The 21,952-nt window shown below is 74.3% G+C and carries 19 protein-coding genes; 16 read left to right on the top strand and 3 right to left on the bottom strand.

What is annotated here, in order from left to right:
- Positions 1–104: 104 nt before the first annotated feature.
- Positions 105–1,478 (top strand): aldehyde dehydrogenase family protein, encoded by a 1,374-nt coding sequence (locus ACF1BN_RS30775; protein ID WP_392334865.1) that lies wholly within the window; start codon positions 105–107, stop codon positions 1,476–1,478.
- The gene (locus ACF1BN_RS30770) at positions 1,475–2,272 is read left to right on the top strand and encodes a 3-oxoacyl-ACP reductase (protein ID WP_392334864.1); all 798 of its coding nucleotides are present in this window, start codon (positions 1,475–1,477) and stop codon (positions 2,270–2,272) included. Before ACF1BN_RS30775 ends, ACF1BN_RS30770 begins: the two co-directional genes overlap by 4 nt.
- 43 nt (positions 2,273–2,315) lie before the next feature.
- On the opposite strand, the gene ACF1BN_RS30765 is transcribed toward ACF1BN_RS30770, so the two are convergent.
- Positions 2,316–3,518: an amino acid deaminase/aldolase gene (locus tag ACF1BN_RS30765; protein ID WP_392334863.1), complete on the bottom strand. Its 1,203-nt coding sequence runs from the start codon at positions 3,516–3,518 to the stop codon at positions 2,316–2,318.
- Between the two features lie 106 nt (positions 3,519–3,624).
- Between ACF1BN_RS30765 and ACF1BN_RS30760 the strand changes: the two genes are divergently transcribed.
- The 3 genes from ACF1BN_RS30760 to ACF1BN_RS30750 are packed head-to-tail and all read left to right on the top strand — an operon-like array spanning position 3,625 to position 7,420.
- Positions 3,625–5,439, top strand: coding sequence for a hypothetical protein (locus ACF1BN_RS30760; RefSeq protein ID WP_392334862.1), 1,815 nt, complete (start codon positions 3,625–3,627; stop codon positions 5,437–5,439).
- Complete coding sequence (gene mycP, locus ACF1BN_RS30755; protein ID WP_392334861.1) at positions 5,436–6,635, top strand: type VII secretion-associated serine protease mycosin; 1,200 nt, start codon at positions 5,436–5,438, stop codon at positions 6,633–6,635. Before ACF1BN_RS30760 ends, mycP begins: the two co-directional genes overlap by 4 nt.
- Before the next feature lie 50 nt (positions 6,636–6,685).
- Positions 6,686–7,420: an SseB family protein gene (locus ACF1BN_RS30750; RefSeq protein WP_392334860.1), complete on the top strand. Its 735-nt coding sequence runs from the start codon at positions 6,686–6,688 to the stop codon at positions 7,418–7,420.
- A gap of 10 nt (positions 7,421–7,430) precedes the next feature.
- Here the strand turns inward: ACF1BN_RS30750 and ACF1BN_RS30745 are convergent, their stop codons facing one another.
- Positions 7,431–7,820: a DUF1844 domain-containing protein gene (locus tag ACF1BN_RS30745; protein ID WP_392334859.1), complete on the bottom strand. Its 390-nt coding sequence runs from the start codon at positions 7,818–7,820 to the stop codon at positions 7,431–7,433.
- Between the two features lie 304 nt (positions 7,821–8,124).
- Here ACF1BN_RS30745 and infC point away from each other — a divergent pair, with 304 nt between their 5' ends.
- The 10 genes from infC to ACF1BN_RS30695 all read left to right on the top strand — a co-directional run bounded on the left by infC (position 8,125) and on the right by ACF1BN_RS30695 (position 19,278).
- Positions 8,125–8,826 (top strand): translation initiation factor IF-3, encoded by a 702-nt coding sequence (gene infC / locus ACF1BN_RS30740; RefSeq protein ID WP_390067268.1) that lies wholly within the window; start codon positions 8,125–8,127, stop codon positions 8,824–8,826.
- A 125-nt stretch (positions 8,827–8,951) separates the two neighbouring features.
- The gene (gene rpmI, locus ACF1BN_RS30735; RefSeq protein ID WP_015032399.1) at positions 8,952–9,146 is read left to right on the top strand and encodes a 50S ribosomal protein L35; all 195 of its coding nucleotides are present in this window, start codon (positions 8,952–8,954) and stop codon (positions 9,144–9,146) included.
- A 106-nt stretch (positions 9,147–9,252) separates the two neighbouring features.
- On the top strand, positions 9,253–9,639 hold the full coding sequence (gene rplT / locus ACF1BN_RS30730; RefSeq protein ID WP_030493496.1) for a 50S ribosomal protein L20: 387 nt from the start codon (positions 9,253–9,255) through the stop codon (positions 9,637–9,639).
- A gap of 116 nt (positions 9,640–9,755) precedes the next feature.
- Complete coding sequence (locus tag ACF1BN_RS30725) at positions 9,756–10,595, top strand: TrmH family RNA methyltransferase (protein ID WP_392334858.1); 840 nt, start codon at positions 9,756–9,758, stop codon at positions 10,593–10,595.
- A 137-nt stretch (positions 10,596–10,732) separates the two neighbouring features.
- On the top strand, positions 10,733–11,866 hold the full coding sequence (locus ACF1BN_RS30720; protein WP_392334857.1) for an ATP-binding protein: 1,134 nt from the start codon (positions 10,733–10,735) through the stop codon (positions 11,864–11,866).
- Between the two features lie 165 nt (positions 11,867–12,031).
- Complete coding sequence (gene pheS, locus ACF1BN_RS30715) at positions 12,032–13,159, top strand: phenylalanine--tRNA ligase subunit alpha (protein WP_392334856.1); 1,128 nt, start codon at positions 12,032–12,034, stop codon at positions 13,157–13,159.
- Positions 13,159–15,687, top strand: a complete 2,529-nt coding sequence (pheT, locus tag ACF1BN_RS30710; RefSeq protein ID WP_392334855.1) for a phenylalanine--tRNA ligase subunit beta — start codon at positions 13,159–13,161, stop codon at positions 15,685–15,687. Before pheS ends, pheT begins: the two co-directional genes overlap by 1 nt.
- A gap of 292 nt (positions 15,688–15,979) precedes the next feature.
- Positions 15,980–17,062 (top strand): PP2C family protein-serine/threonine phosphatase, encoded by a 1,083-nt coding sequence (locus ACF1BN_RS30705; protein ID WP_392334854.1) that lies wholly within the window; start codon positions 15,980–15,982, stop codon positions 17,060–17,062.
- 279 nt (positions 17,063–17,341) lie between these two features.
- Positions 17,342–18,685: a transcriptional regulator gene (locus ACF1BN_RS30700; RefSeq protein ID WP_392334853.1), complete on the top strand. Its 1,344-nt coding sequence runs from the start codon at positions 17,342–17,344 to the stop codon at positions 18,683–18,685.
- A 62-nt stretch (positions 18,686–18,747) separates the two neighbouring features.
- Entirely contained in the window at positions 18,748–19,278 is a 531-nt protein-coding gene (locus tag ACF1BN_RS30695; RefSeq protein WP_392334852.1) for an NUDIX domain-containing protein, read from the top strand.
- 158 nt (positions 19,279–19,436) lie between these two features.
- Here ACF1BN_RS30695 and ACF1BN_RS30690 read toward each other — a convergent pair whose 3' ends face one another.
- Positions 19,437–20,297 carry a 3-hydroxybutyryl-CoA dehydrogenase gene (locus ACF1BN_RS30690; RefSeq protein WP_392334851.1) on the bottom strand — a complete coding sequence of 287 codons (861 nt, stop codon included), beginning with the start codon at positions 20,295–20,297 and terminating at the stop codon, positions 19,437–19,439.
- 197 nt (positions 20,298–20,494) lie between these two features.
- Between ACF1BN_RS30690 and ACF1BN_RS30685 the strand changes: the two genes are divergently transcribed.
- Positions 20,495–21,823 carry a glycoside hydrolase family 10 protein gene (locus ACF1BN_RS30685; protein WP_392334850.1) on the top strand — a complete coding sequence of 443 codons (1,329 nt, stop codon included), beginning with the start codon at positions 20,495–20,497 and terminating at the stop codon, positions 21,821–21,823.
- Positions 21,824–21,952: the final 129 nt, after the last annotated feature.

The following is a 21,952-nucleotide window of genomic DNA, read 5'->3' as shown; positions in this document are numbered from 1 at the left end:
ACACCGAGAGAAGCCGCCGAGAACTCGGGACCGCTCCGACGGAACACCGAGGGAAGCCGCCGAGAACCCCCGACTCCTCCGAACACCCCCGAGAGGACCGTGTCTTGCCCACCGAGCTTCACGTACTGAACCCGGCGACGGAGGAACACGTCGCCACCGTCCCCGCCGCGGGTCCCGCCGACGTCGACGCCGCCGTCACCCGGGCCGCCGCCGCGCAGACCGCGTGGGCCGCCGCCGCCCCCGCCGACCGCGCCCGGCTGCTGCGCCGCTTCGCCTCGGTCGTCGACGCGCACACCGAGGAACTCGCCCTCCTGGAGGTCCGCGAGGCCGGCCACACCCTCGGCAACGCCCGCTGGGAGGCCGGGAACGTCCGCGACCTCCTCGACTACGCGGCCGGGGGAGTCGAGCGCCTGAACGGACGCCAGATCCCCGTCCCCGGCGGCATCGACCTCACGATCCTCGAACCCCTCGGCGTCGTCGGTGTCATCGCACCCTGGAACTTCCCCATGCCGATCGCCGCCTGGGCCACCGCCCCCGCCCTCGCCGCGGGCAACGCCGTGATCCTCAAACCGGCCGAGACCACCCCCCTCACCGCGCTCCGCCTCGCCGAACTCGCCCTGGAGGCCGGTCTCCCCGAGCACCTCTTCCAGGTCCTCCCCGGCGAGGGGCCCGTCGCCGGGGAAGCCCTCGTCGCCCACCCCGGCGTCGCCAAGATCGTCTTCACCGGCTCCACCCGCACCGGCAAGCGGATCATGGCCAGGGCCGCCGACCAGGTGAAGCGGCTCACCCTCGAACTCGGCGGCAAGAGCCCCAACATCGTCTTCGCCGACGCGGACATCGAGGCGGCGGCCGCGGCCGCCCCCATGGCCTTCCTCGACAACAGCGGGCAGGACTGCTGCGCCCGCACCCGCATCCTCGTCCAGCGGAGCGTCCTCGACCGCTTCCTGGAGCTCCTCACTCCGGCGATCGAGGAGATCGTCGTCGGCGACCCGCTCGACCCGCGCACCCAGATGGGACCGCTGATCTCCCGGGCCCAGCTCGACCGGGTCCGCGCGCACGTCCCCGAGGACGCCGAGGCCATCCGCGGAAAGGCACCCGAAGGGCCCGGCTTCTGGTTCCCGCCGACCGTCCTGACCGGCGTCGCCGAGGACGCCCCCTGCGCCGTCGAGGAGATCTTCGGGCCCGTCGCCGTCGTCCTCCCCTTCGAGGACGAGGCCGACGCCCTCCGGCTCGCCGACGCCACCCCGTACGGCCTCGCCGGGTCCATCTGGACCCGGGACGTCGGCCGCGCCCTGCGCGCCGCCCGCAGCGTCCGGGCCGGCAACCTCTCCGTCAACTCCCACTCCAGCGTCCGCTACTGGACCCCGTTCGGCGGCTTCCGCCAGTCCGGACTCGGCCGGGAACTCGGACCCGACGCCCTGACCGCCTTCACCGAGACCAAGAACGTCTTCATCAGCACGGAGGGTCCCGCACTGTGAGCAACCACGCGACCAGCGAAGAGATCGTCTGCCGCCGCCTCGTCGGCCGCACCGCCGTCATCACCGGCGCCGGCAGCGGCATCGGCCTCGCGACCGCCCGCCGGCTCGCCTCCGAGGGCGCGCGCGTCGTCTGCGGCGACATCGACGAGGAGGCCGGGAAGGCCGCCGCCGAGGCGGTCGGAGGCACCTTCGTCAAGGTGGACGTCACCGACCCGGAGGAGGTCGAGGCGCTCTTCCGCGTCGCCTTCGAGACCTACGGTTCCGTCGACATCGCCTTCAACAACGCCGGCATCTCCCCGCCCGACGACGACTCCATCCTGGAGACCGGCCTGGAGGCGTGGAAGCGCGTCCAGGACGTCAACCTCACCTCCGTCTACCTGTGCTGCAAGGCCGCCCTGCCGTACATGCGGCGCCAGGGCAGGGGCTCCATCATCAACACCGCCTCGTTCGTCGCGATCATGGGCGCGGCGACCAGCCAGATCTCGTACACCGCCTCCAAGGGCGGCGTCCTCGCCATGTCCCGCGAGCTCGGCGTCCAGTTCGCCCGCGAGGGCATCAGGGTCAACGCGCTCTGCCCCGGACCGGTCAACACCCCGCTGCTCCGGGAGCTGTTCGCCAAGGACCCGGAGCGGGCCGCCCGCCGGCTCGTCCACATCCCGGTCGGCCGGTTCGCCGAGGCGGAGGAGATCGCGGCGGCCGTCGCCTTCCTCGCCAGCGACGACTCCTCGTTCGTCAACGCCGCCGACTTCCTCGTCGACGGCGGCATCTCCGGCGCCTACGTGACCCCCCTCTAGGGAGGCACCGGGAGCCTCGGGGGTCAGCGGGAGCCATCGAGAGTCAGAGGAAGGTGCGGCCCTCGCCCCGGTAGGTCGGGACCGTGTCCACCACACGGTCCCCCTCCACCAGGTGCAGCGCCTCGAACCGCTCGCACAGCTCGCCGGCCTTCGCGTGCCGGAACCACACGGTGTCGCCGATCCGCAGATCGTCGGCCGGCGAGCCCAGCAGCGGCGTCTGCACCTCGCCCGGCCCCTCCTGAGGGTCGTACCGCAGCCCCTCCGGCAGGTACGGGACGGGCAGCCGGTCCCGCCCCGCCGCACCGGACGCCGGATAGCCGCCGCCGAGCACGGTGACGACCCCGACCCCCGGCCGCCGCACCACGGGCAGCGCGAAGAGCGCGGCCGGCCTGCCGCTGAAGGAGGAGTAGCCGTCGAAGAGCCGCGGCACGTAGAGACCGGACCCGGCGGCGATCTCGGTCACGGCCGCCTCCGCGGCGGTGTGCTGCACGCTGCCGGTGCCCCCGCCGTTCACGAACTCCAGCTCCGGAGCCACCGACCGTACGGCCCCGACCACCGCCGCCCGCCGCTCGGCCAGCTCCCGGCGGGCCACCGCCTGCATCGCCCTGACCGCCCGCGACCGCAGCGGCCGGCCGGCCACCGCGTCCCCGACACCCGCCACATGCCCCTCGTACGCCATCAGGCCGACCAGCCGGAAGCCCGGCCGGCGTGCCACCGAGCGGGCCAGCTCCGCCAGCTGCCCGGGCGTCCGCAGCGGGGACCGCCGGGCACCGACCCGGACCCGGCCGCCCAGCAGCCGCAGCGAGGTGTCCATCTCCAGGCAGACCCGCACCTCCTCGGTGCCGCCGGCCCGCGCCGCGTCGATCAGCTCCAGCTGGGCCACGTCGTCGACCATCACCGTCACGGCGGCGGCGAGCTTCGGATCGCGCGCCAGCTCCGCGTACCCCGCCCGGTCCACGGACGGATAGGCGAGCAGCACGTCCTCGAACCCGGCCCGCGCCAGCCACAGCGACTCGTCGAGCGTGAACGACATCACCCCGGCGAAGCCGTCCCGCGCCAGGACCCGCTCCAGGAGCGCCCGGCACCGCACCGACTTGCTCGCCACCCGGATCGGCTTGCCGCCCGCCCGGCGCACCAGATCGTCCGCGTTCGCGTCGAACGCCTCCAGATCGACGATCGCCAGCGGCGCGTCCAGAGCGGCGGTGGCCCGGTCGTACCGGGCCCTGTCGGCGGCACGGGGAGTCATGGCCCGAGCTTGCCAGACCGTCAGGGGGGTGGGTACCCCTGGGTTCCCGCGCGGCGGGGAACAGCCCGTAGAGTGGCGGGCATTGTCGGCGGGAGCAGGGGGCGGGATGACCAGCGAGCAGAACCCGCGCGCCCCCCGCGTCACGGAGACCCTCCCCCCTCCCACCAGCGCCCTCTCCTCCCTCACCACCCACCTCGCCCCTCCCGCCCGCCAGACGCCCGAGACGCCCGCGCCGAGCCCCCCGTCGGACCCCGCCCCGCCCCGGAGCCCCGCCTCCGACACCACCCCCCACCCGGCCGCCGGTACGACCCCGACCTCCCGCCCGGCCGCCGGTACGGCCCCGCGCACGGATTCCGGTACGGCTCCGCCCCCGCGCCCCGCGACCGCCCCGCCCTCGCGCCCCGCCCCCGGTACGGCTCCGGCCGCGCCCCCCGCGGCAGACGCGCCCCCGCGCCCCGCGACCGCCCCGGCCCCGCTGCCCCCGGCCCGCGCCCCGCACCGCCCGCCGACCGCACCGCCCGCGCCGACCGCAACGCCGATGCCGACGCCGACCGCACCGCCCGTATCTGCCCCGCCGGTGCCGGTCCCGCGCGCCACGGCCGACCGGAACACGCCACCCCCGGTCCGCCCCACGCAGCCGCCGGCGGCCACCGCGCCAGCCCGCCCGGCCAGCGCGGCCACGCCGCCCCGCCCGTCCGGCGCGGTGACGCCGCCCCCGGCGACCACCCCCCGCCCGGCCACGGCCCCGCCCGCCCGTCCGGCGGCTCCGCCCGTCCGCCCGCCGGTCCCGCCCGCCCGTCCCGGGGCGACGCCGCCGCGCCCGGCCGAGGCCCCCGCGACACGTACCGCCGCACCGGCACCCGCCCCGCGTACCGCCGCACCGGCACCCGCCCCCCGGAGCCCGGCCGGTTCCGGCCCCGCCACCACAGCCGCAGCCGGCGCCTCGAACACCTCCACCTCCGCCCCCGCCCCCACCTCCCCCCGGCCTCCCGCCCGCACCTCCGCCCCGCTGCCCCCGGCCCGCGCCCCGCGCCGCCCGGCCGCCCCGGCTCCCGCCGCCGCGCCGGTCGAAACCACCACGCGGCTGCGGCCCGTGCGGGTGCCGGCGTACGGGACGGACGAGACGCCGGTCGAGACGACCACCCGGCTGCGGCCCATACGGGAGCGGCGGCGGGGCAGGACCCTGGCCGTCGGCGCCTGTGTCGTGCTCGGGATCGGTCTCGTCGGCGGGGCGCTCGCCGGGGTCTGGCTCGCCGCCTCCGGCGGCGGGGAGCCCGCCGAACCCGCCGGGTACGCCGTCGCCAAGGAGCTCTGGCACAACGCTCCCGTCGACACCCTCTTCCCCCGCACCCTCACCGCCCCCCAGGCGGGCCCCGGCCCCTCCGCCCGCACCTGGACCCGGGTCGTCGTCGCCCCCGACGCCCCCTGCGCCCCGGCTTCCCTCGCCCCCGGGCTGCTCACCGCCCTGCGCCCGCTCGGCTGCGAGCGCGTGCTGCGCGCCACGTACACCGACGCCACCGCCAGCAGCGTCCTCACCGTCGGACTCGTCTTCACCCGCGCCGACGTCACCGCCCAGCGCGCCCTGGACGGGCGGAAGCTGACCGCGCGCCTCGGCCAGGACGTGCCCCCGGCGCTCGCCGGACCCGGCACCGTCGCCGCCGGCTTCGGCCCGGCCCAGCGCGCCGGCTGGTGGGCGACCGCCCCCGCCGACCTGCCCGTCGTCGTCACCGCCGTCTCCGGCTTCGCCGACGGCCGCGCCGTCGGCCGCGCGGTCCCGGCCGACCAGGCCATGAAGAAGGGCCGCACGGACGCCGTGGCCCAGTCCGGTCTCGGCCACGAGGCCCTCGGCATCGCCGAACGCCTGGAGCAGCAGCTCCGCGCCACCGCCCTGAACGCGGCGAAGGAAGAGGACCGGCGGTGACCCCGCAGCCCCGTGACCGCACGCGCGCGCGTGCCCGCGCCGCCACCGGCGTGGCCGCCGCCCTGCTCGCCGCCGCGTTCGCCGTGCTCCCCGCCGCCGCGCCCGCGCACGCCGACGCCATCCGCGACCGCCAATGGGGCCACGACACCCTCCGTACCTCCGAGGCGTGGCGCACCACCAAGGGCGAGGGGGTCACCGTCGCCGTGCTCGACACCGGCGTCGACGCCGACCACCCCGACCTCGCCGGCTCCGTCCTGCCCGGCCACGACCTCATCGGCTTCGGCGCCTCGAAGGGCGACGCCACCTGGGCCCGGCACGGCACCGCGATGGCCGGCATCATCGCCGGCCACGGCCACGGCTGGGCCGACGGCAGCGGCGTCCTCGGCATCGCCCCCGGCGTCCGCATCCTGCCCGTCCGGGTCATCCTCGAAGGGAAGGACAAGGCCCGCGACAAGGCCCGGAAGACCCGCGGCACCGCCCTCGCCCAGGGCATCCGCTGGGCCGCCGACCACGGTGCCGACGTCATCAACCTCTCCCTCGGGGACGACTCCAAGTCCGCCCACCCCGACCCCGGCGAGGACGCCGCCGTCCAGTACGCCCTCGCCAAGGGCGTCTCCGTCGTCGCCTCCGCCGGCAACGGCGGCGAGAAGGGCGACCACATCTCCTACCCGGCCGCCTACCCCGGCGTCATCGCGGTCACCGCCGTCGACCGCCACGGCACCCGCGCCTCCTTCTCCACCCGCCGGTGGTACGCCACGGTCAGCGCCCCCGGCGTCGACATCGTCATCGCCGACCCGGACCGGAAGTACTACGAGGGCTGGGGCACCAGCGCCGCCGCCGCGTTCGTCTCCGGGGCCGTCGCCCTCGTCCGCTCCGCCCACCCCGACCTGACCCCCGCCCAGGTCAAGAAGCTCCTCGTGGACACCGCCCGCGACCGGCCCGAGGGCGGCCGCAGCGACGACAAGGGGTACGGCACCGTCGACCCGGCCGCCGCCATCGAGGCCGGCGCCGCGCTGAAGGGCGGCGACCCGAAGAGCACCACCGCCGGGCATCGCGGGCAGTACTTCGGCCCCGGTCCCCTCCCCGCCGCCGAGGAGAAGACCGCCCCCGGCCTCCTCGCCCCCCTCGCCGGCGGACTCGGCGCCCTCCTCCTGCTGACCGCCCTCGTCCTCCACCGGGCCGGCCGCACCCGCTGACCGCCCGCCCGGACGGCGGGGCCGCGGGCCCGGCCGGTTAGGCTCGGGGCGTGGAGCTCAAGAACATCCCGGACCCCGGTTTCTCCGACGACGACGGCACCGCCGACCCGGCGCTCGCCTCGGCCCTCGCCGCCTGGGCGGAGGACAGAACCGCCCACGGCCCCGTCCTGGACGCGCTGCGCGGCGCCCGGCTCCTCGTCCCCGTAGTCGCCGTCCTCGGCGAGGTGGAGACCGACCCGGAGACCGGGCTGAAGCGGGAGAAGACCAGCGACATGGCGGTGCCGACGCTGACCGCCGGCGACCGCCGCGGCCTGCCCGCCTTCACCTCGACCGCCGCGCTCGCCCTGTGGGACCCGGCCGCCCGGCCCGTCGCCGTCCCGCTCCGGCAGGCGCTCGCCGCCCTCGTCCACGAGAAGGCCGACACCCTCGTCCTCGACATGGCTGGCCCGGTGCCGTACCAGGTCAGCGGCTCCGCCCTGCTCGCCCTCGCCGAGGGCCGCACCAGCGCCGACCCCCTCGACGACCCGGCGGTACGGGACGCGGTCCGCGCCGCGGTCGCCGCCGAGCCCGCCGTGCTCCGCGCCCACCTCGGCCCGGGCAGCGCCGACGGCACCCTCGCCCTGGTCCTCGCCGAGGACGCCGCGCCCGCCGAGACCGCCCAGCGGGTGGCCCGTGCCCTCGCCGCCGACGAAACACTGAGGGCCCGCCTGGTGCGGGGCCTCGACCTGGCACTCCTGCCGGCCGCGGCCACGCCTCCGGGCGAGCCCTTCTACGTACGGGACTGAGCGCGGCTCCCTAGCCGTACACCGCGCCCGTGTACTTCTCGCCCGGGCCCTTGCCCGGCTCGTCCGGGACGATCGACGCCTCGCGGAAGGCGAGCTGGAGGGACTTCAGGCCGTCCCGCAGCGGAGCCGCGTGGAAGGACGAGATCTCGGTGGTGCTCGCGTCGAGGAGGCCCGCGAGCGCGTGGATCAGCTTGCGCGCCTCGTCGAGGTCCTTGTGCGCCTCGCCCTCCTCGGTGAGGCCGAGCTTGACGGCGGCGGCGCTCATCAGATTGACGGCGACGGTCACGATCACCTCGACCGCCGGGACCTCCGCGATGTCGCGGGTCATGGCATCGAAGTCGGGGCTGTCGGCGGAGGCGCCGGGGGCGGTCGTGGACTCGTTCTGGGGGGTCTCGCTCATGCCCCACACGATATGCGGGCCGACGGTTCGCGCCGACCGCCGGGTCCTGCTAACCTTGTGTAACGACCGGCCGGACACCTGTGTGCCCGGCCCACAAGTGGAGGCTCCGATCTCCCACCTGACCGCCCTCACGGGCGGCGGGTCACCGGTCAGGCGGCGCCCATCGTTCCGTACGGACGATGGAAGCCGCCCGATGTGCGCCCCGCGGTGGTTCGCGACGGTGCTCCGGTTTCTTTGGAGCCCCGTTTGTGTCCCGTCCGGGGCATTTTTTGTGTGCCGGCCCGGTTGGTCACATCGATTTGGATTGACGTGTCCGTCCGCCAAGGCGGTCGCGTGGTGCTACCGAGGAGGATCCATCAGCGCCGAGCCCCGCATCAACGAGCGGATTCGCGTTCCCGAGGTGCGTCTTGTCGGCCCCAGCGGCGAGCAGGTGGGCATCGTCCCCCTTGCCAAGGCCCTGGAGCTCGCGCAGGAGTACGACCTCGATCTTGTCGAGGTCGCGGCGAACGCCCGTCCGCCCGTGTGCAAGCTCATGGACTACGGGAAGTTCAAGTACGAATCGGCCATGAAGGCCCGTGAGGCGCGCAAGAACCAGGCGCACACGGTCATCAAGGAGATGAAGCTCCGGCCGAAGATCGACCCGCACGACTACGACACCAAGAAGGGCCACGTCGTCCGCTTCCTCAAGCAGGGCGACAAGGTCAAGATCACGATCATGTTCCGTGGTCGTGAGCAGTCCCGGCCCGAGCTCGGTTACCGCCTGCTGCAGCGCCTCGCCGAGGACGTCCAGGAGCTTGGCTTCATCGAGTCCAACCCGAAGCAGGACGGCCGGAACATGATCATGGTTCTGGGCCCGCACAAGAAGAAGACCGAGGCCATGGCCGAGGCGCGCGAGGCTCAGGCCGCGCGCAAGGCGGAGCGCCAGGGCATCGCGCCCGAGGCCGCTCCGGAGGCCGGTGCCGAGGAGGCTTCGGCCGACACGTCGGCCGAGAACGCCGAGGCGTGATCCGACGGGGCTGCCCCTGGGGCGGCCCCCCGGTCCCGTCCGGTACCACCCAACGAAGGATTGACGCTCCCGGTTCGCCGGTGCCCGCACCGGGGGAGCGCCACTGACGAGGAGATAACGGCGCTATGCCGAAGAACAAGACGCACTCCGGTGCCAAGAAGCGCTTCAAGGTCACCGGCTCCGGCAAGATCCTGCGCGAGCGCGCCGGCAAGCGCCACCTGCTCGAGCACAAGTCGTCCAAGCTGACGCGTCGCCTCACCGGCAACGCCGAGATGGCCCCGGGTGACGCCGCCAAGATCAAGAAGATGCTGGGCATCTGAGCTTGATCTCCCGCCCTCGGACACCGAGGGCATCCGGCCAAGACCGGGACCCATCCGTTTTCCGGGTCGTGTGAAGTCACCACGGCCCCGCTACAAGGAGTAAGAAGTGGCACGCGTCAAGCGGGCAGTCAACGCCCACAAGAAGCGCCGGGCGATCCTCGAGCAGGCCTCCGGCTACCGCGGTCAGCGTTCGCGCCTGTACCGCAAGGCCAAGGAGCAGGTCACCCACTCGCTGGTCTACAACTACAACGACCGGAAGAAGCGCAAGGGCGACTTCCGTCAGCTGTGGATCCAGCGCATCAACGCCGCTGCCCGTCAGAACGGCATGACGTACAACCGCCTCATCCAGGGTCTGAAGGCCGCCAACATCGAGGTGGACCGCAAGATCCTCGCCGAGCTGGCCGTCAACGACATCAACGCGTTCGCCGCGCTGGTCGAGGTCGCGCAGAAGGCCCTCCCGGCCGACGTCAACGCCCCGAAGGCCGCCGCCTGATCTTCCAGGCCGCAGTGCTTCCGACCGGACCCGCAGGCCCCGCGCCTGCGGGTCCGGCGCGTTGACCGCCCTCCGCGGAAACCCCCGACGAGACCGAGACAGAGAGCCCCAGGCACATGTCCACCCCCGAGCTGATCTCCCCGCGTTCCCCGCGCGTCGTCGCCGCCCGGCGGCTCGCCAAGCGCAACTTCCGGGGCAAGGACCGCCTCTTCCTCGCCGAGGGCCCCCAGGCCGTCCGTGAGGCCGTCGCGCACCGGGGCCCCGACGGCGCCCCCACCCTCGTCGAGCTCTTCACCACCGTCGAGGCCGCCGAGCGGTACGCGCCCATCGTCGAGGCCGCCCGAGCCGCCGGCGCCCGCGTCCACCACGCCTCCGACGCCGTCCTCGCCGAGGTCTCCCAGACCGTCACCCCGCAGGGACTCGTCGGCGTCTGCCGGTTCCTCGACTCGCCGTTCGACGCGGTCCTCGCCTCCCGGCCGAAGCTGGTCGCCGTCCTCGCGCACGTCCGCGACCCCGGGAACGCCGGCACCGTGCTCCGCTGCGCCGACGCCGCCGGAGCCGACGCGGTGATCCTCACCGACGCCTCCGTCGACCTCTACAACCCGAAGTCGGTCCGTGCCTCCGTCGGCTCCCTCTTCCACCTCCCCGTCGCCGTCGGCGTCCCCGTCGAACAGGCCGTCGCCGGCCTCAAGGGCGCCGGGGTCCGGATCCTCGCCGCCGACGGCGCCGGGCAGGACGACCTCGACGACGAGCTCGACGCCGGCACCATGGGCGGCCCCACCGCCTGGATCTTCGGCAACGAGGCGTGGGGACTCCCCGAGGAGACCCGGGCCCTCGCCGACGCAGTCGTCCGCGTCCCCATCCACGGCAAGGCCGAGAGCCTCAATCTGGCCACCGCCGCCGCCGTCTGCCTCTACGCCTCGGCCCGCGCCCAGCGCCCCCGCCGCACCGCCTGACGGCACCCCGCCGCCGTACCTCACCGTCGCCTTTCGGACACCCGGTGTGGTCTTCCGGCTCCCGCCGGTCACCCTCGCCCAGTAGAGTGACGCACTCGGTGAGCCCACTGCGGTACACGGAGGGGTGGGAGACGGGGATGACGGCCGGCACGGACAGTCCCGCGCGGACCGCGCAGCGACGCGGCGACGGGGCGCGCCCGCCCGAGCCGTGGCCCGGGATCGACCCCGACGACCTGCCCGACGGGCTCGTCGTCGCCGACGAGCGCGGCCGCGTCGTCTGCTTCAACGCCGCCGCCAGCCGCATCACCGCCGTCCCGGCCCCCGAAGCGCTCGGCCGCCCCCTCGACCAGGCCCTCCCCCTGGAGGACCTCAAGGGCCGCCGCTGGTGGAGCCTCACCGACCCGTACGGCGGCCTCGCGACCCGGCGCGGCCAGCCCGAGCGGAACCTGCTCCTGCCCGGCGGCCGCGAGGTCCTCGTCTCCGCCCGCTACGTCCGCGAGCACCCCAAGGGCCCCGTCCGCCGGGTCGTCGTCTCGCTCCGGGGCACCGAGGCCCGCCGCCGCTCCGAGCGCAGCCACGCCGAGCTCATCGCCACCGTCGCCCACGAACTACGCTCCCCGCTCACCTCCGTGAAGGGCTTCACCGCCACCCTCCTCAGCAAGTGGGAGCGGTTCACCGACGAGCAGAAGCGGCTCATGCTGGAGACCGTCGACGCCGACGCCGGCCGCATCAAGCGGCTCATCGCCGAACTCCTCGACATCTCCCGGATCGACGCCGGCCGCCTCGAGGTGCGCCGCCAGCCCGTCGACATCGCCGCGGCCATCGGCCGGCACGTCCAGGCGCACACCACCGGTGGCCAGGCCCCCGACCGCTTCTTCGTCCGCACCAGGCCCGGACTGCCCGCGCTCTGGGCCGATCCCGACAAGATCGACCAGATCCTCGGCAACCTCCTGGAAAACGCGGTGCGCCACGGCGCCGGAACCGTCACCATCGAGGTGGCGCCCCGCACCGCGGGCGACGACGGCACCGGCGAGGAGGGGACGGAGGTCACCGTGAGCGACGAGGGCCCGGGCATCCCCGAGGAGTCCATGAACCGCGTCTTCACCCGCTTCTGGCGCGGCAGCAAGCGCGGCGGCACCGGACTCGGCCTCTACATCGTCAAGGGCCTCGTCGAGGCCCACGGCGGCACCATCACCGTCGGACGCGGCCCGCGCGGCGGCGCCGAGTTCCGATTTACCCTGCCCGTCGGCACCCCGGCCCATCTCGTCTGACGTCTCACCCACCGAGACCCGACAGGATCGAGAGCGACCGGGGCCCCCACGGGCTCATCAGCGTGTCCCCACCCCGTTAGACTCGACCTTTGGCACGTTTGCGCCCTTGTCGTCTGTCGTCGAACCGGGGTCGCCCCAGCCAGCCCAACGGAAGCACGGGAAGAGATGTCGGCACCCAATAAGTCGTACGACCCGGTCGAGGTCGAAGCCTTGAAACCGGAAGAGATCGAGCGCATGCGGGACGAGGCGGTCGCCGCCTTCGCCGCCGCCGGCGACCTCGACGCGCTCGCGCACGCCAAGACGGCGCACACCGGCGGCACCTCGCCGCTCGCCCTCGCCAACCGCGAGATCGGCGCCCTGCCCCCGCAGGCCAAGGCCGCGGCCGGCAAGCTCGTCGGCCAGGCCCGCGGTGTCGTCTCCAAGGCGCTCGCCGCCCGCCAGGCCGAGCTGGAGGCCGAGCGCGACGCGCGCGTCCTCGTCGAGGAGGCCGTCGACGTCACCCTGCCGTACGACCGGATCCCGGCCGGCGCCCGCCACCCGCTGACCACCCTCATGGAGCGCGTCGCCGACGTCTTCGTGTCGATGGGGTACGAGGTCGCCGAGGGCCCCGAGGTCGAGGCCGAGTGGTTCAACTTCGACGCCCTGAACTTCGTGCCGGACCACCCGGCGCGGCAGATGCAGGACACCTTCTTCGTCCAGGGGCCGGAGGGGACGACCGGCGACGAGTCGGGCGTCGTGCTCCGCACCCACACCTCGCCGGTCCAGGCCCGCACCCTCATCGACCGGGAACCCCCGGTCTACGTGGTGTGCCCCGGCCGCGTCTACCGCACCGACGAGCTCGACGCCACGCACACCCCGGTCTTCCACCAGATCGAGCTGCTCGCCGTCGACGAGGGCCTCACCATGGCCGACCTCAAGGGCACCCTCGACCACATGGTCCAGGCGCTCTTCGGCGCGGACATGAAGACCCGGCTCCGCCCGAACTTCTTCCCCTTCACCGAGCCGTCCGCCGAGATGGACATGCTCTGCTACGTCTGCCGCGGCGAGTCCGTCGGCGACCCCGACCGTCCCTGCCGCACCTGCGGCAGCGAGGGCTGGATCGAGCTGGGCGGCTGCGGCATGGTCAACCCGAAGGTGCTCGTCGCCTGCGGCGTGGACCCGGAGAAGTACAGCGGCTTCGCCTTCGGCTTCGGCATCGAGCGGATGCTGATGTTCCGGCACAACGTGGAAGACATGCGAGACATGGTCGAGGGTGACGTCCGGTTCACCCGGCCGTTCGGGATGGAGATCTGATGCGGGTCCCGCTTTCTTGGCTGCGGGAGTACGTCGACCTGCCGGCGACGGAGACCGGCCGCGACGTCCAGGCCAAGCTCATCACCGCCGGCCTCGAGGTCGAGACCGTCGAGCGGCTCGGCGCCGGCCTCACCGGCCCGCTGGTGGTCGGCAAGGTCCTCACCATCGAGGAGCTGACGGAGTTCAAGAAGCCCATCCGCTTCTGCACCGTCGACGTCGGCCGGGCCAACGGCACCGGCGAGCCCCAGGAGATCATCTGCGGCGCCCGGAACTTCGCCGTCGGCGACAAGGTCGTCGTGGCCCTGCCCGGCGCCGTCCTCCCCGGTGACTTCCGGATCGCCGAGCGCAAGACGTACGGCAAGGTCTCGCGCGGCATGATCTGCTCCAGCGAGGAGCTGGACATGGGCGAGGACCCGAACCACGGGATCATCATCCTGCCGCCGGAGCACGAGGTCGGCATCGACGCCACCGCCCTCCTGGAGCTGTACGACGAGGTCCTCGACATCGCCGTCACCCCGGACCGCGGCTACTGCCTCTCGATGCGCGGCGTCGCCCGCGAGGCCGCCATCGCGTACGGACTGCCGCTGCGCGACCCGGCGCTCCTCGACGTGCCCGCGCCGAACTCGTACGGCTACCCGGTCCAGGTCACCGACCCGATCGGCTGCGACCGCTTCACGGCCCGCACCGTCGTCGGCCTCGACCCCGAGGCCCGGTCGCCGATCTGGCTCCAGCGCCGCCTCCAGAAGGCCGGCATGCGCCCGATCTCGCTCGCCGTCGACATCACCAACTACGTGATGCTGGAGCTCGGCCAGCCGCTGCACGCCTACGACCGCACCCGGCTCGACGGCCCCATCGGGGTCCGCCGCGCCGAGGCCGGCGAGAAGATCACCACGCTCGACGGCACCGCGCGGGTCCTCGACGCCGCCGACCTGGTCATCACCGACAACCGCGGCCCCATCGGCATCGCGGGCGTCATGGGCGGCGCCCACACCGAGATCGCCGACCCGGTGACCGACCCCGAGACCGGCGCCGTCATCGGCTCCACCGAGGTCGTCATCGAGGCCGCGCACTTCGACGCCATCTCGATCGCCCGGACGGCCCGTCGCCACAAGCTGTCCTCCGAGGCGTCCAAGCGCTTCGAGCGAGGCGTGGACCCGCAGGCCGCCGCCGCTGCCGCGCAGCGCACGGTCGACCTGCTGGTGCTGCTCGCGGGCGGCACCGCCGAGGCCGGCGTCACCGAGATCGCCGCCCCGTCCGCGCCCCGCACGATCGCCATGCCGGCGAACCACCCCGACAAGGTCGCGGGCGTGGCGTACGGCCGCGAGACCGTCGTCCGCCGCCTCCAGGAGGTCGGCTGCGACGTCTACGGCCAGGACGAGCTCGTCGTCACGGTGCCCTCGTGGCGCCCCGACCTGAACGAGCCGAACGACCTCGCCGAGGAGGTCATCCGGCTGGAGGGCTACGAGAACCTGCCCTCCACGCTGCCGAAGCCCCCGGCCGGCCGCGGCCTCACCGAGCGCCAGCGCGTCCACCGCCGGGTCGGCCGCGTCCTCGCCGGCGCCGGCTACGTCGAGGCGCTGAACTACCCCTTCATGGGGCAGCAGGCACTCGACCAGCTCGGCCTCGACGCGGACGACGCCCGCCGCGAGGTCGTCACCCTCGTCAACCCGCTCTCCGACGAGGAGCCCGCGCTCCGCACCACGCTGCTCCCCGGCCTGCTCGCCGCGCTGCGCCGGAACGACAGCCGCGGGAGCCACGACCTGGCCCTCTTCGAGACCGGCCTGGTCTTCCGCCCGAAGGGCGAGGCCAAGGTCGCGGTCCGCCTGCCGGTGGACCGCCGCCCCACCGACGAGGAGATCGCCGGCGTCGACGCCGCGCTGCCCGCGCAGCCGCGCCGCGCCGCCGTCGTCCTCGCCGGCGCCCGCGAGCAGTCCGGCTGGTGGGGCAAGGGCCGCCCGGCCGACTGGGCCGACGCCATCGAGGCCGCCCGCCTCGTGGCCGTCGAGGCCGGCGCGGAGCTGCTGATCGACGCCGACCAGCACGCCCCGTGGCATCCGGGCCGCTGCGCCGCCTTCCACGTGGTGATCGACGGGGTCAAGACCCTCGCCGGCCACGGCGGCGAGCTCCACCCGCGCGTCGTCAAGGCGCTGGGCCTGCCGGCCCGCTCCTGCGCGATGGAGCTGGACCTGGACGTGCTGGAGAAGGCCGGCGAGGGTCCGGTCAGGGCCCCGCGGATCTCCGCCTTCCCGGTCGCCACCCAGGACGTCGCCCTGGTCGTCGACCAGGACGTGCCGTCCGCCGCGGTCGAGCACCACCTGGCCGCCGGCGCGGGTGAACTCCTGGAGTCCATCCGCCTGTTCGACGTCTACACCGGCGACCAGGTCGGCGAGGGCAAGAAGTCCCTGGCGTACGCGCTGAAGTTCCGCGCCGAGGACCGCACCCTCACCGTCGAGGAGGCCACCGCCGCCCGCGACGCCGCGGTCGCCCAGGCCGCCGAGCACACCGGCGCGGTGCTGCGCGGCGCCTGACGCCGAAGCGGCACACGACGGAGGGCCGCCCCGGGACCAGCTCCCGCGGCGGCCCTCCGCCGTGCCCGGCCCCGTCGTCATTGATCGCACGAGGCGGCGAACGTCGGCAGTCTGTACGGGCGAGGTGGGGTCGGCCCGGGGCGGCGCGCCGGGGTTGCTCACTCCTTCGGGTGAGATCGCCGGGGGGTGTTCCCCCCGGTCCGCACGGTCGGCAGAATCGACGCGGCCACAGGGGCGGGCTTGTGTGCCGCAGGGCCTCAGGGTGCTGCCGGGGGCTCGGGGAGGGCCGTACATGATCCGTACCAGCCGTGCACACCGCCTCCGCTCCTCCGCCCTCGGCTCCCGGCTCCGCCGGTCGGCGCCGCTCGCGCTCCCCGTCGGCTGGGGCGCGCTCGCCGTGGCCTGGAAGTTCGGGTGCCCGCTGGCCCGGCAGCCGGGGCTCCCGATGCGGATCGCCACCAGCATCGTCTTCCTCACCGTCGGCACGGGACTGGTCCTCGGGGTGCGCCGGCGGCTGCGGCGCGAGTTGGCGCGGGTGCGGGCCGTCGCCGAGGCGACGCAGCAGGTGCTGCTCCGCCCGCCGCCCGCCCGGCTCGACGGACTCGCCCTGGCCGCGGGCCAGTTGTCGGCCACCCGGGGCGCCTCGGTGGGCGGCGACCTGTACGAGGCGGTGGCGACGCCGTACGGGGTGCGGATCGTCGTCGGGGACGTGCGCGGCCACGGGCTCGCCGCCCTGGGCGCGGTCGTCGCGGTGCTCGGGAGCTTCCGCGAGGCCGCCCATGACGAGCCCGAGCTCGGCGGGGTGCTGCGGCGCCTGGAGCGGGCGCTCCAGCGGCACCTGCGGGAGCGGGCCAGGGACGAGCACCCGGCCCGCGGCGGGGGCGAGCCGGAGCATCCGGTGGCCGAGGAGTTCGTGACCCTGCTGCTCCTGGAGGTCCGCGCCGACGGGCGGCTCGCCGTCCTCGACTGCGGTCACCCCGCCCCGTACCGGCTCGGTGCCCGGGTGGAGCGGCTGCCGGTGGGCGAACCGCTGCCGCCGCTCGGCGTGCTGCCGCTGCCGGCCGTGCTCGTCCCGTACACCGCCGCCCGGCTGCTCCCCGGCGAGACGCTGGTGCTGCACACCGACGGGGCGGAGGAGGCCCGGGACCACCGGGGCCGCTTCTTCGGCCTGGAGGCGGCGCTCGCCCGGAGCGCCGGACGGTCGCCCGGGACCGTCGTCCGGCAGACGCACGAAGCGCTGCTGCGGCACACCGGCGGCCGGCTCGACGACGACGCGGCCCTGCTCGTCGTCCGCAGCGACCGGGTCCGGGTGCCGGCGCAGCCCGCCGAACCCGGGCTGCGCCGTCCCCGGCCCGCTCCCTCCACCCACTGCTGAGCGGAGGGACCGGGGATACGGGCGCCGCCCGGCCCGCCACGGAGTGTCGGGCAGATCAGCGGGACGGGCGGCGCGGACCGGGCGGCCGCACTGTACGAGGGGGAGCCGGCGGCCCGGTCTCTCGCCTTGGCGGCGAGGAGCTCAGTCAAGCGGTACGGCTCCCCGGGCGGCAGCGCGCGCGGACCGGGAGAACGGGTACTTCATTCACACCCCGTGCGAAATCGCACCGGACGAATTCGGCCACCGCTACGCTGAGTTCACCGAGCGACCGGAGGGGCCATGCAGCCCAACACCCTGCTCGACGCCCTCCTGGACGAGGCGGGCGTCTCCCACGCAGGTCTCGCCGACCGTGTGAACCGGGCGGGACGGGCCAGGGGTCTTGCCCTGCGTTACGAACACACCGCCGTGGCGCGGTGGTTGAAGGGTCAGCGACCGCGCGGCCAGGTGCCCGACCTGATCTGCGAGGTGCTGGCGGCCCGGCTCGCCAGGCCCGTCACCCTCGACGACATCGGACTCGGCGTGCCCGGCGGCGGGCCGCCCGCGTCGCCCGGCACCCCGCTCTCCGGCTTCGTCGACCGGGCCACCGCGCTGTGGCGCTCGGACGAGCAGCAGCGTCCGTATGTCGTCGCCGCGCCGGCGGTGACCGGAACGCCCGCGGTGATCCCGGTGTGGGAGTGGGAGAACCCGCCGGAGGACACCGACGTCTCCCGGACCGGTCTGACGCGGGTGGAGCCGGCCGACATCGCCCTGCTCCGGGCCGCCCGCGCGCACTACGAGCAGATGTACCGCAAGGCCGGCGGCATCGCGACCCGGGCCCGGATCGTCGGCTTCCTCACCACCGAGGCCGCGCCGCGGCTGCGCGGCTCCTACAGCGACGCCCTCGGACGCTCGCTGCACCGCGCCACCGGGGGGCTGGTGGCGGTGGCCGGGATCTGCGCCTACGACGCCGACGCGCACGGCCTCGCGCAGCGCTACTTCCAGCAGGCGCTGCGGCTGGCGAAGGCGAGCGGGGACCGGGCGTTCGGGGCCTATGTGATCGCGCTGATGGTCAACCAGTCCTTGCTGCTGGGGGAGTTCCGGCAGGCGGTGGCGTTCGCCGAGGCGGCGCTGCGGGCCTCCGACGGGACCATCACCCCGGCGCTGGCGGCCGATCTGACGGCTATGCAGGCGAAGGCGTACGCCCGGCTCGGGGACGGGGCCGCGGCGCTCGACTGCATCCGGCGGGCCGAGGCGGCGGCGGACCGGATCGCGCCGGCGGCGGAACCGGCCGAGACGGGGTACGTGCAACCGGGCCTCGTCAACGTACAGGTGGCGGAGGCCCTCCTCAGTCTGGGTGATCTCCCGGGGGCGTACGAGCACGCGGCGCGCGCGGTGGGGACGCCCTCGCACGACCGGGGCCGGGTGCACCGCCTCGCGCTGCTCTGCCAGGTCGAACTGCGGCAGGGCGAGGCGGACTCGGCGGCGCGGACGGCGGTCGAGATGACCGAGCGGGCGCGCGGGATGGAGTCGCGCCGGCTGCGGGACCGGCTCCTGGAGGCCCGGGAGCACCTGCTGGCCAGTGACGCGGGGGACGCCCGGGAAGCGGCGGAGTTGATCGACGGGGCGTTGCGCGTTCCGCTCTGACGCTCGAACTGATGCGATGTTGCCACCGAACACGCACCTACCAGTCGGAAGGTGGCAAGAACGTGCAGTGGACGAAACTGAGTGAACACTCCGTCTATGAAAACCGTTGGTTCCGAGTGAACCTCGCGGACGTCGAACTCCCGGACGGCCGCCACCTCGACCACTATCTGATCCGACTCCGCCCCGTCGCCGTCGCGACCGTCCTCAACGACGCCGACGAGGTCCTGATGCTCTGGCGCCACCGCTTCATCACCGACAGCTGGGGGTGGGAGCTGGCCGCCGGCGTCGTCGAGGACGGCGAGGCCCCCGAGGCCGCGGCGGCCCGCGAGATGGAGGAGGAGACCGGCTGGCGTCCCGGGCCGCTGCGGCACCTCCTCACCGTCGAGCCCTCGAACGGGCTCAGTGACGCCCGGCACCACCTCTACTGGGCCGACCGTGCCACCTGGACCGGGCCGCCGGTGGACGGCTTCGAGTCCTCGCGGCGCGCCTGGGTACCGCTCAAGGAGGTCCCCGAGCTGATCGCCCGGGGCGAGGTCCCGGCCGCGAACATGGCGGCCGGCCTGCTGATGCTGCACCACCTGCGGCTCGGCTGACCTCCGGGCCGGCGTACCCGGGGAAAGGTGAACGGCCCGTACCTGTGCGGGGGTACGGGCCGTTCGGGTCGCGGAGAGCGACAATCGTGGGGCGCCGGGAGCGCCAGGGACGCCGGTGGCGTCAGGGACGCCAGGGGCGTCAGGGGGGGCGACGGGCGTCAGGGGTAGACGTAGAAGCCGGAGCCGCTCTTGCGGCCGAGCCGGCCGGCGTCGACCATCCGCTGGAGCAGCGGGGGAGCGGCGTACAGCGGCTCCTTGAACTCGGAGTACATGGAGTCGGCGATCGAGGCGATCGTGTCGAGGCCGATCAGGTCCGAGAGCTTCAGCGGACCCATGGGGTGGGCGCAGCCGTACTCCATGCCGTTGTCGATGTCCTCGCGGCTCGCGATGCCGGACTCGAACATCCGGATCGCCGAGAGCAGGTACGGGACGAGCAGCGCGTTGACGACGAAGCCGGAGCGGTCCTGGGCGCGGATCGCGTGCTTGCCGAGCAGCTTCTCGGCGAAGGCCTGCGCCCGGCTGATGGTGCCCTCGGAGGTGGTGAGGGCGGGGATCAGCTCGACCAGCTTCTGGACCGGCGCCGGGTTGAAGAAGTGGATGCCGATGACGTGGTCGGGGCGGGAGGTCGCCACGGCCAGCTTCACCAGCGGGATGGAGGAGGTGTTCGAGGCCAGGATGGCGTCGGGCCGGGTCAGGACCTGGTCGAGGACCTGGAAGATCTCGGTCTTGACCTGCTCGTTCTCGACGACCGCCTCGATCACGAGGTCGCGGTCGGCGAACTCGCCCAGATCGGTCGTGAAGGAGAGCTTCGCGAGCGTCGCGTCCCGCTCCTCCTCGCTGATCTTGCCGCGTTCGGCGGCCTTGGTCAGCGAGTTCAGCAGCCGGGTGCGGCCGATCTCCAGCGCCTCGCCGGTGGTCTCGGCGACCATCACCTCGAGACCGCTCCGGGCACACACCTCTGCGATGCCCGCGCCCATCTGGCCGCAGCCCACCACTCCGACGCGCTCAATGTCGGCCATGGAGTCCGTCACCTCGTGCCTTTCGCTCTTCTCTGGCGGCGGGCCCCCGTGTGATTCCGGTACGCACGCCTCGACCCCATGACGTTACTCCGATTCACGCGATGATCGATCGGTCGGGGCGGGCATGCTGTCCGCGAGCGTGTGACGTATCCGACAGCGGAGAGGTACAAGTGCGGCCTATCGGGAGAAGAGGGTTTGTGACGACCGCCACGGGAGCGGTATTCGCCGCACTAGGGGCGGGTGATTCCGGAGCCGCCTCCGGAGCCGCCTTCCACGCCCGGCCGATACGGGAGCGGGAGCGGGGGCGGGCGGCGAGTCCGTACGCCTTCCGGGGCATGTGGGTCGCGACCGTCTTCAACCGGGACTGGCCCTCGCGCACCGGTCTCTCCGCCGCCGCGCAGCGTTCCGAGCTGCTGCGGCACCTGGACCGGGCGGTGGAGCGCCGGCTCAACGCGGTCGTGCTCCAGGTGCGGCCCACCGCCGACGCGCTGTGGCCCTCGCCGCACGAGCCCTGGGCCGAGTGCCTCACCGGCACCCAGGGCAAGGACCCCGGCTGGGACCCGCTCGGCACGGCCGTCGCGGAGGCCCACGAGCGGGGTCTCGAACTGCACGCCTGGTTCAACCCGTACCGAGTGGCGAATCACACGGACCCGGGGCGGCTCGCCGCCTCCCATCCGGCCCGCGTCCATCCCGACTGGACCGTGCCCTACGGCGGGCGGCTGTACTACGACCCCGGCCTGCCCGAGGTCCGGCGCTTCGTCCAGGACGCCATGCTCGACGCGGTGCGCCGCTACGACATCGACGCCGTCCACTGGGACGACTACTTCTACCCGTACCCGGTGGCGGGGGAGCGCTTCAAGGACGACGCCTCGTACGCCCGCCACGGCGCCGGCTTCCCCGACCGCGCGGACTGGCGGAGGCACAACACCGACCTGCTGGTCTCGGAGATGTCCGCCCGCGTGAAGGAGGTCAATCCGCACGTGCGCTTCGGGGTCAGCCCCTTCGGGGTGTGGCGGGACGTCGCCGACGACCCCGAGGGCTCCGACACCGGCGCGGGCCTGGCCACCTACGACGACCTGTACGCGGACACCCGCAAGTGGGTCAGGGAGGGCTGGATCGACCACGTCGTGCCACAGCTCTACTGGCACATCGGCCACCCCACCACCGACTACGCCAGGCTCCTCGCCTGGTGGGACGCGACGGTACGGGGGACGGGCGTCCGGCTGCGCATCGGCGAGGCGCTGTACAAGGCGGGCGACACGGCCCAGCCCGCGGCGTGGCAGGACCCGGAGGAGCTGTCACGGCACCTCGCGCTGGCCGCCGGGCGACCGGGCGTGGACGGGCACTGCTTCTTCGCGGCGAAGGAGGTCGCCGAGGACCGCATCGGCGCCCTCGCCGCGGCCGTGACCGACCACTACCCGCCGGCGGCGCGGTCCGCCCGGGGGCCCGGCCGGGCCGCTTCGCCTCCCGAACCGGGCCGGAACACGGCGCCGCCGGGCCGGCGGGACCCGGAGGAGACGGCCTAGCTGTATTGATCACGAGCGTTGTTGACACCGGCTCGGTCTTGAACATGGCGAAGACCTCCGGTGTGGTGGGAGCTGTCTAGGAACTCACCGCACGGAGGTCTTCGTGTCCCACCGTAATGCCCGGCTGAC

It is taken from the genome of Streptomyces sp. NPDC014861, from assembly GCF_043081625.1.
In the GTDB taxonomy this organism is placed as follows: domain Bacteria; phylum Actinomycetota; class Actinomycetes; order Streptomycetales; family Streptomycetaceae; genus Streptomyces.
The sequence above is the reverse complement of the archived record's forward strand: the minus strand, read 5'-3'. Positions and strand labels throughout refer to the sequence as shown.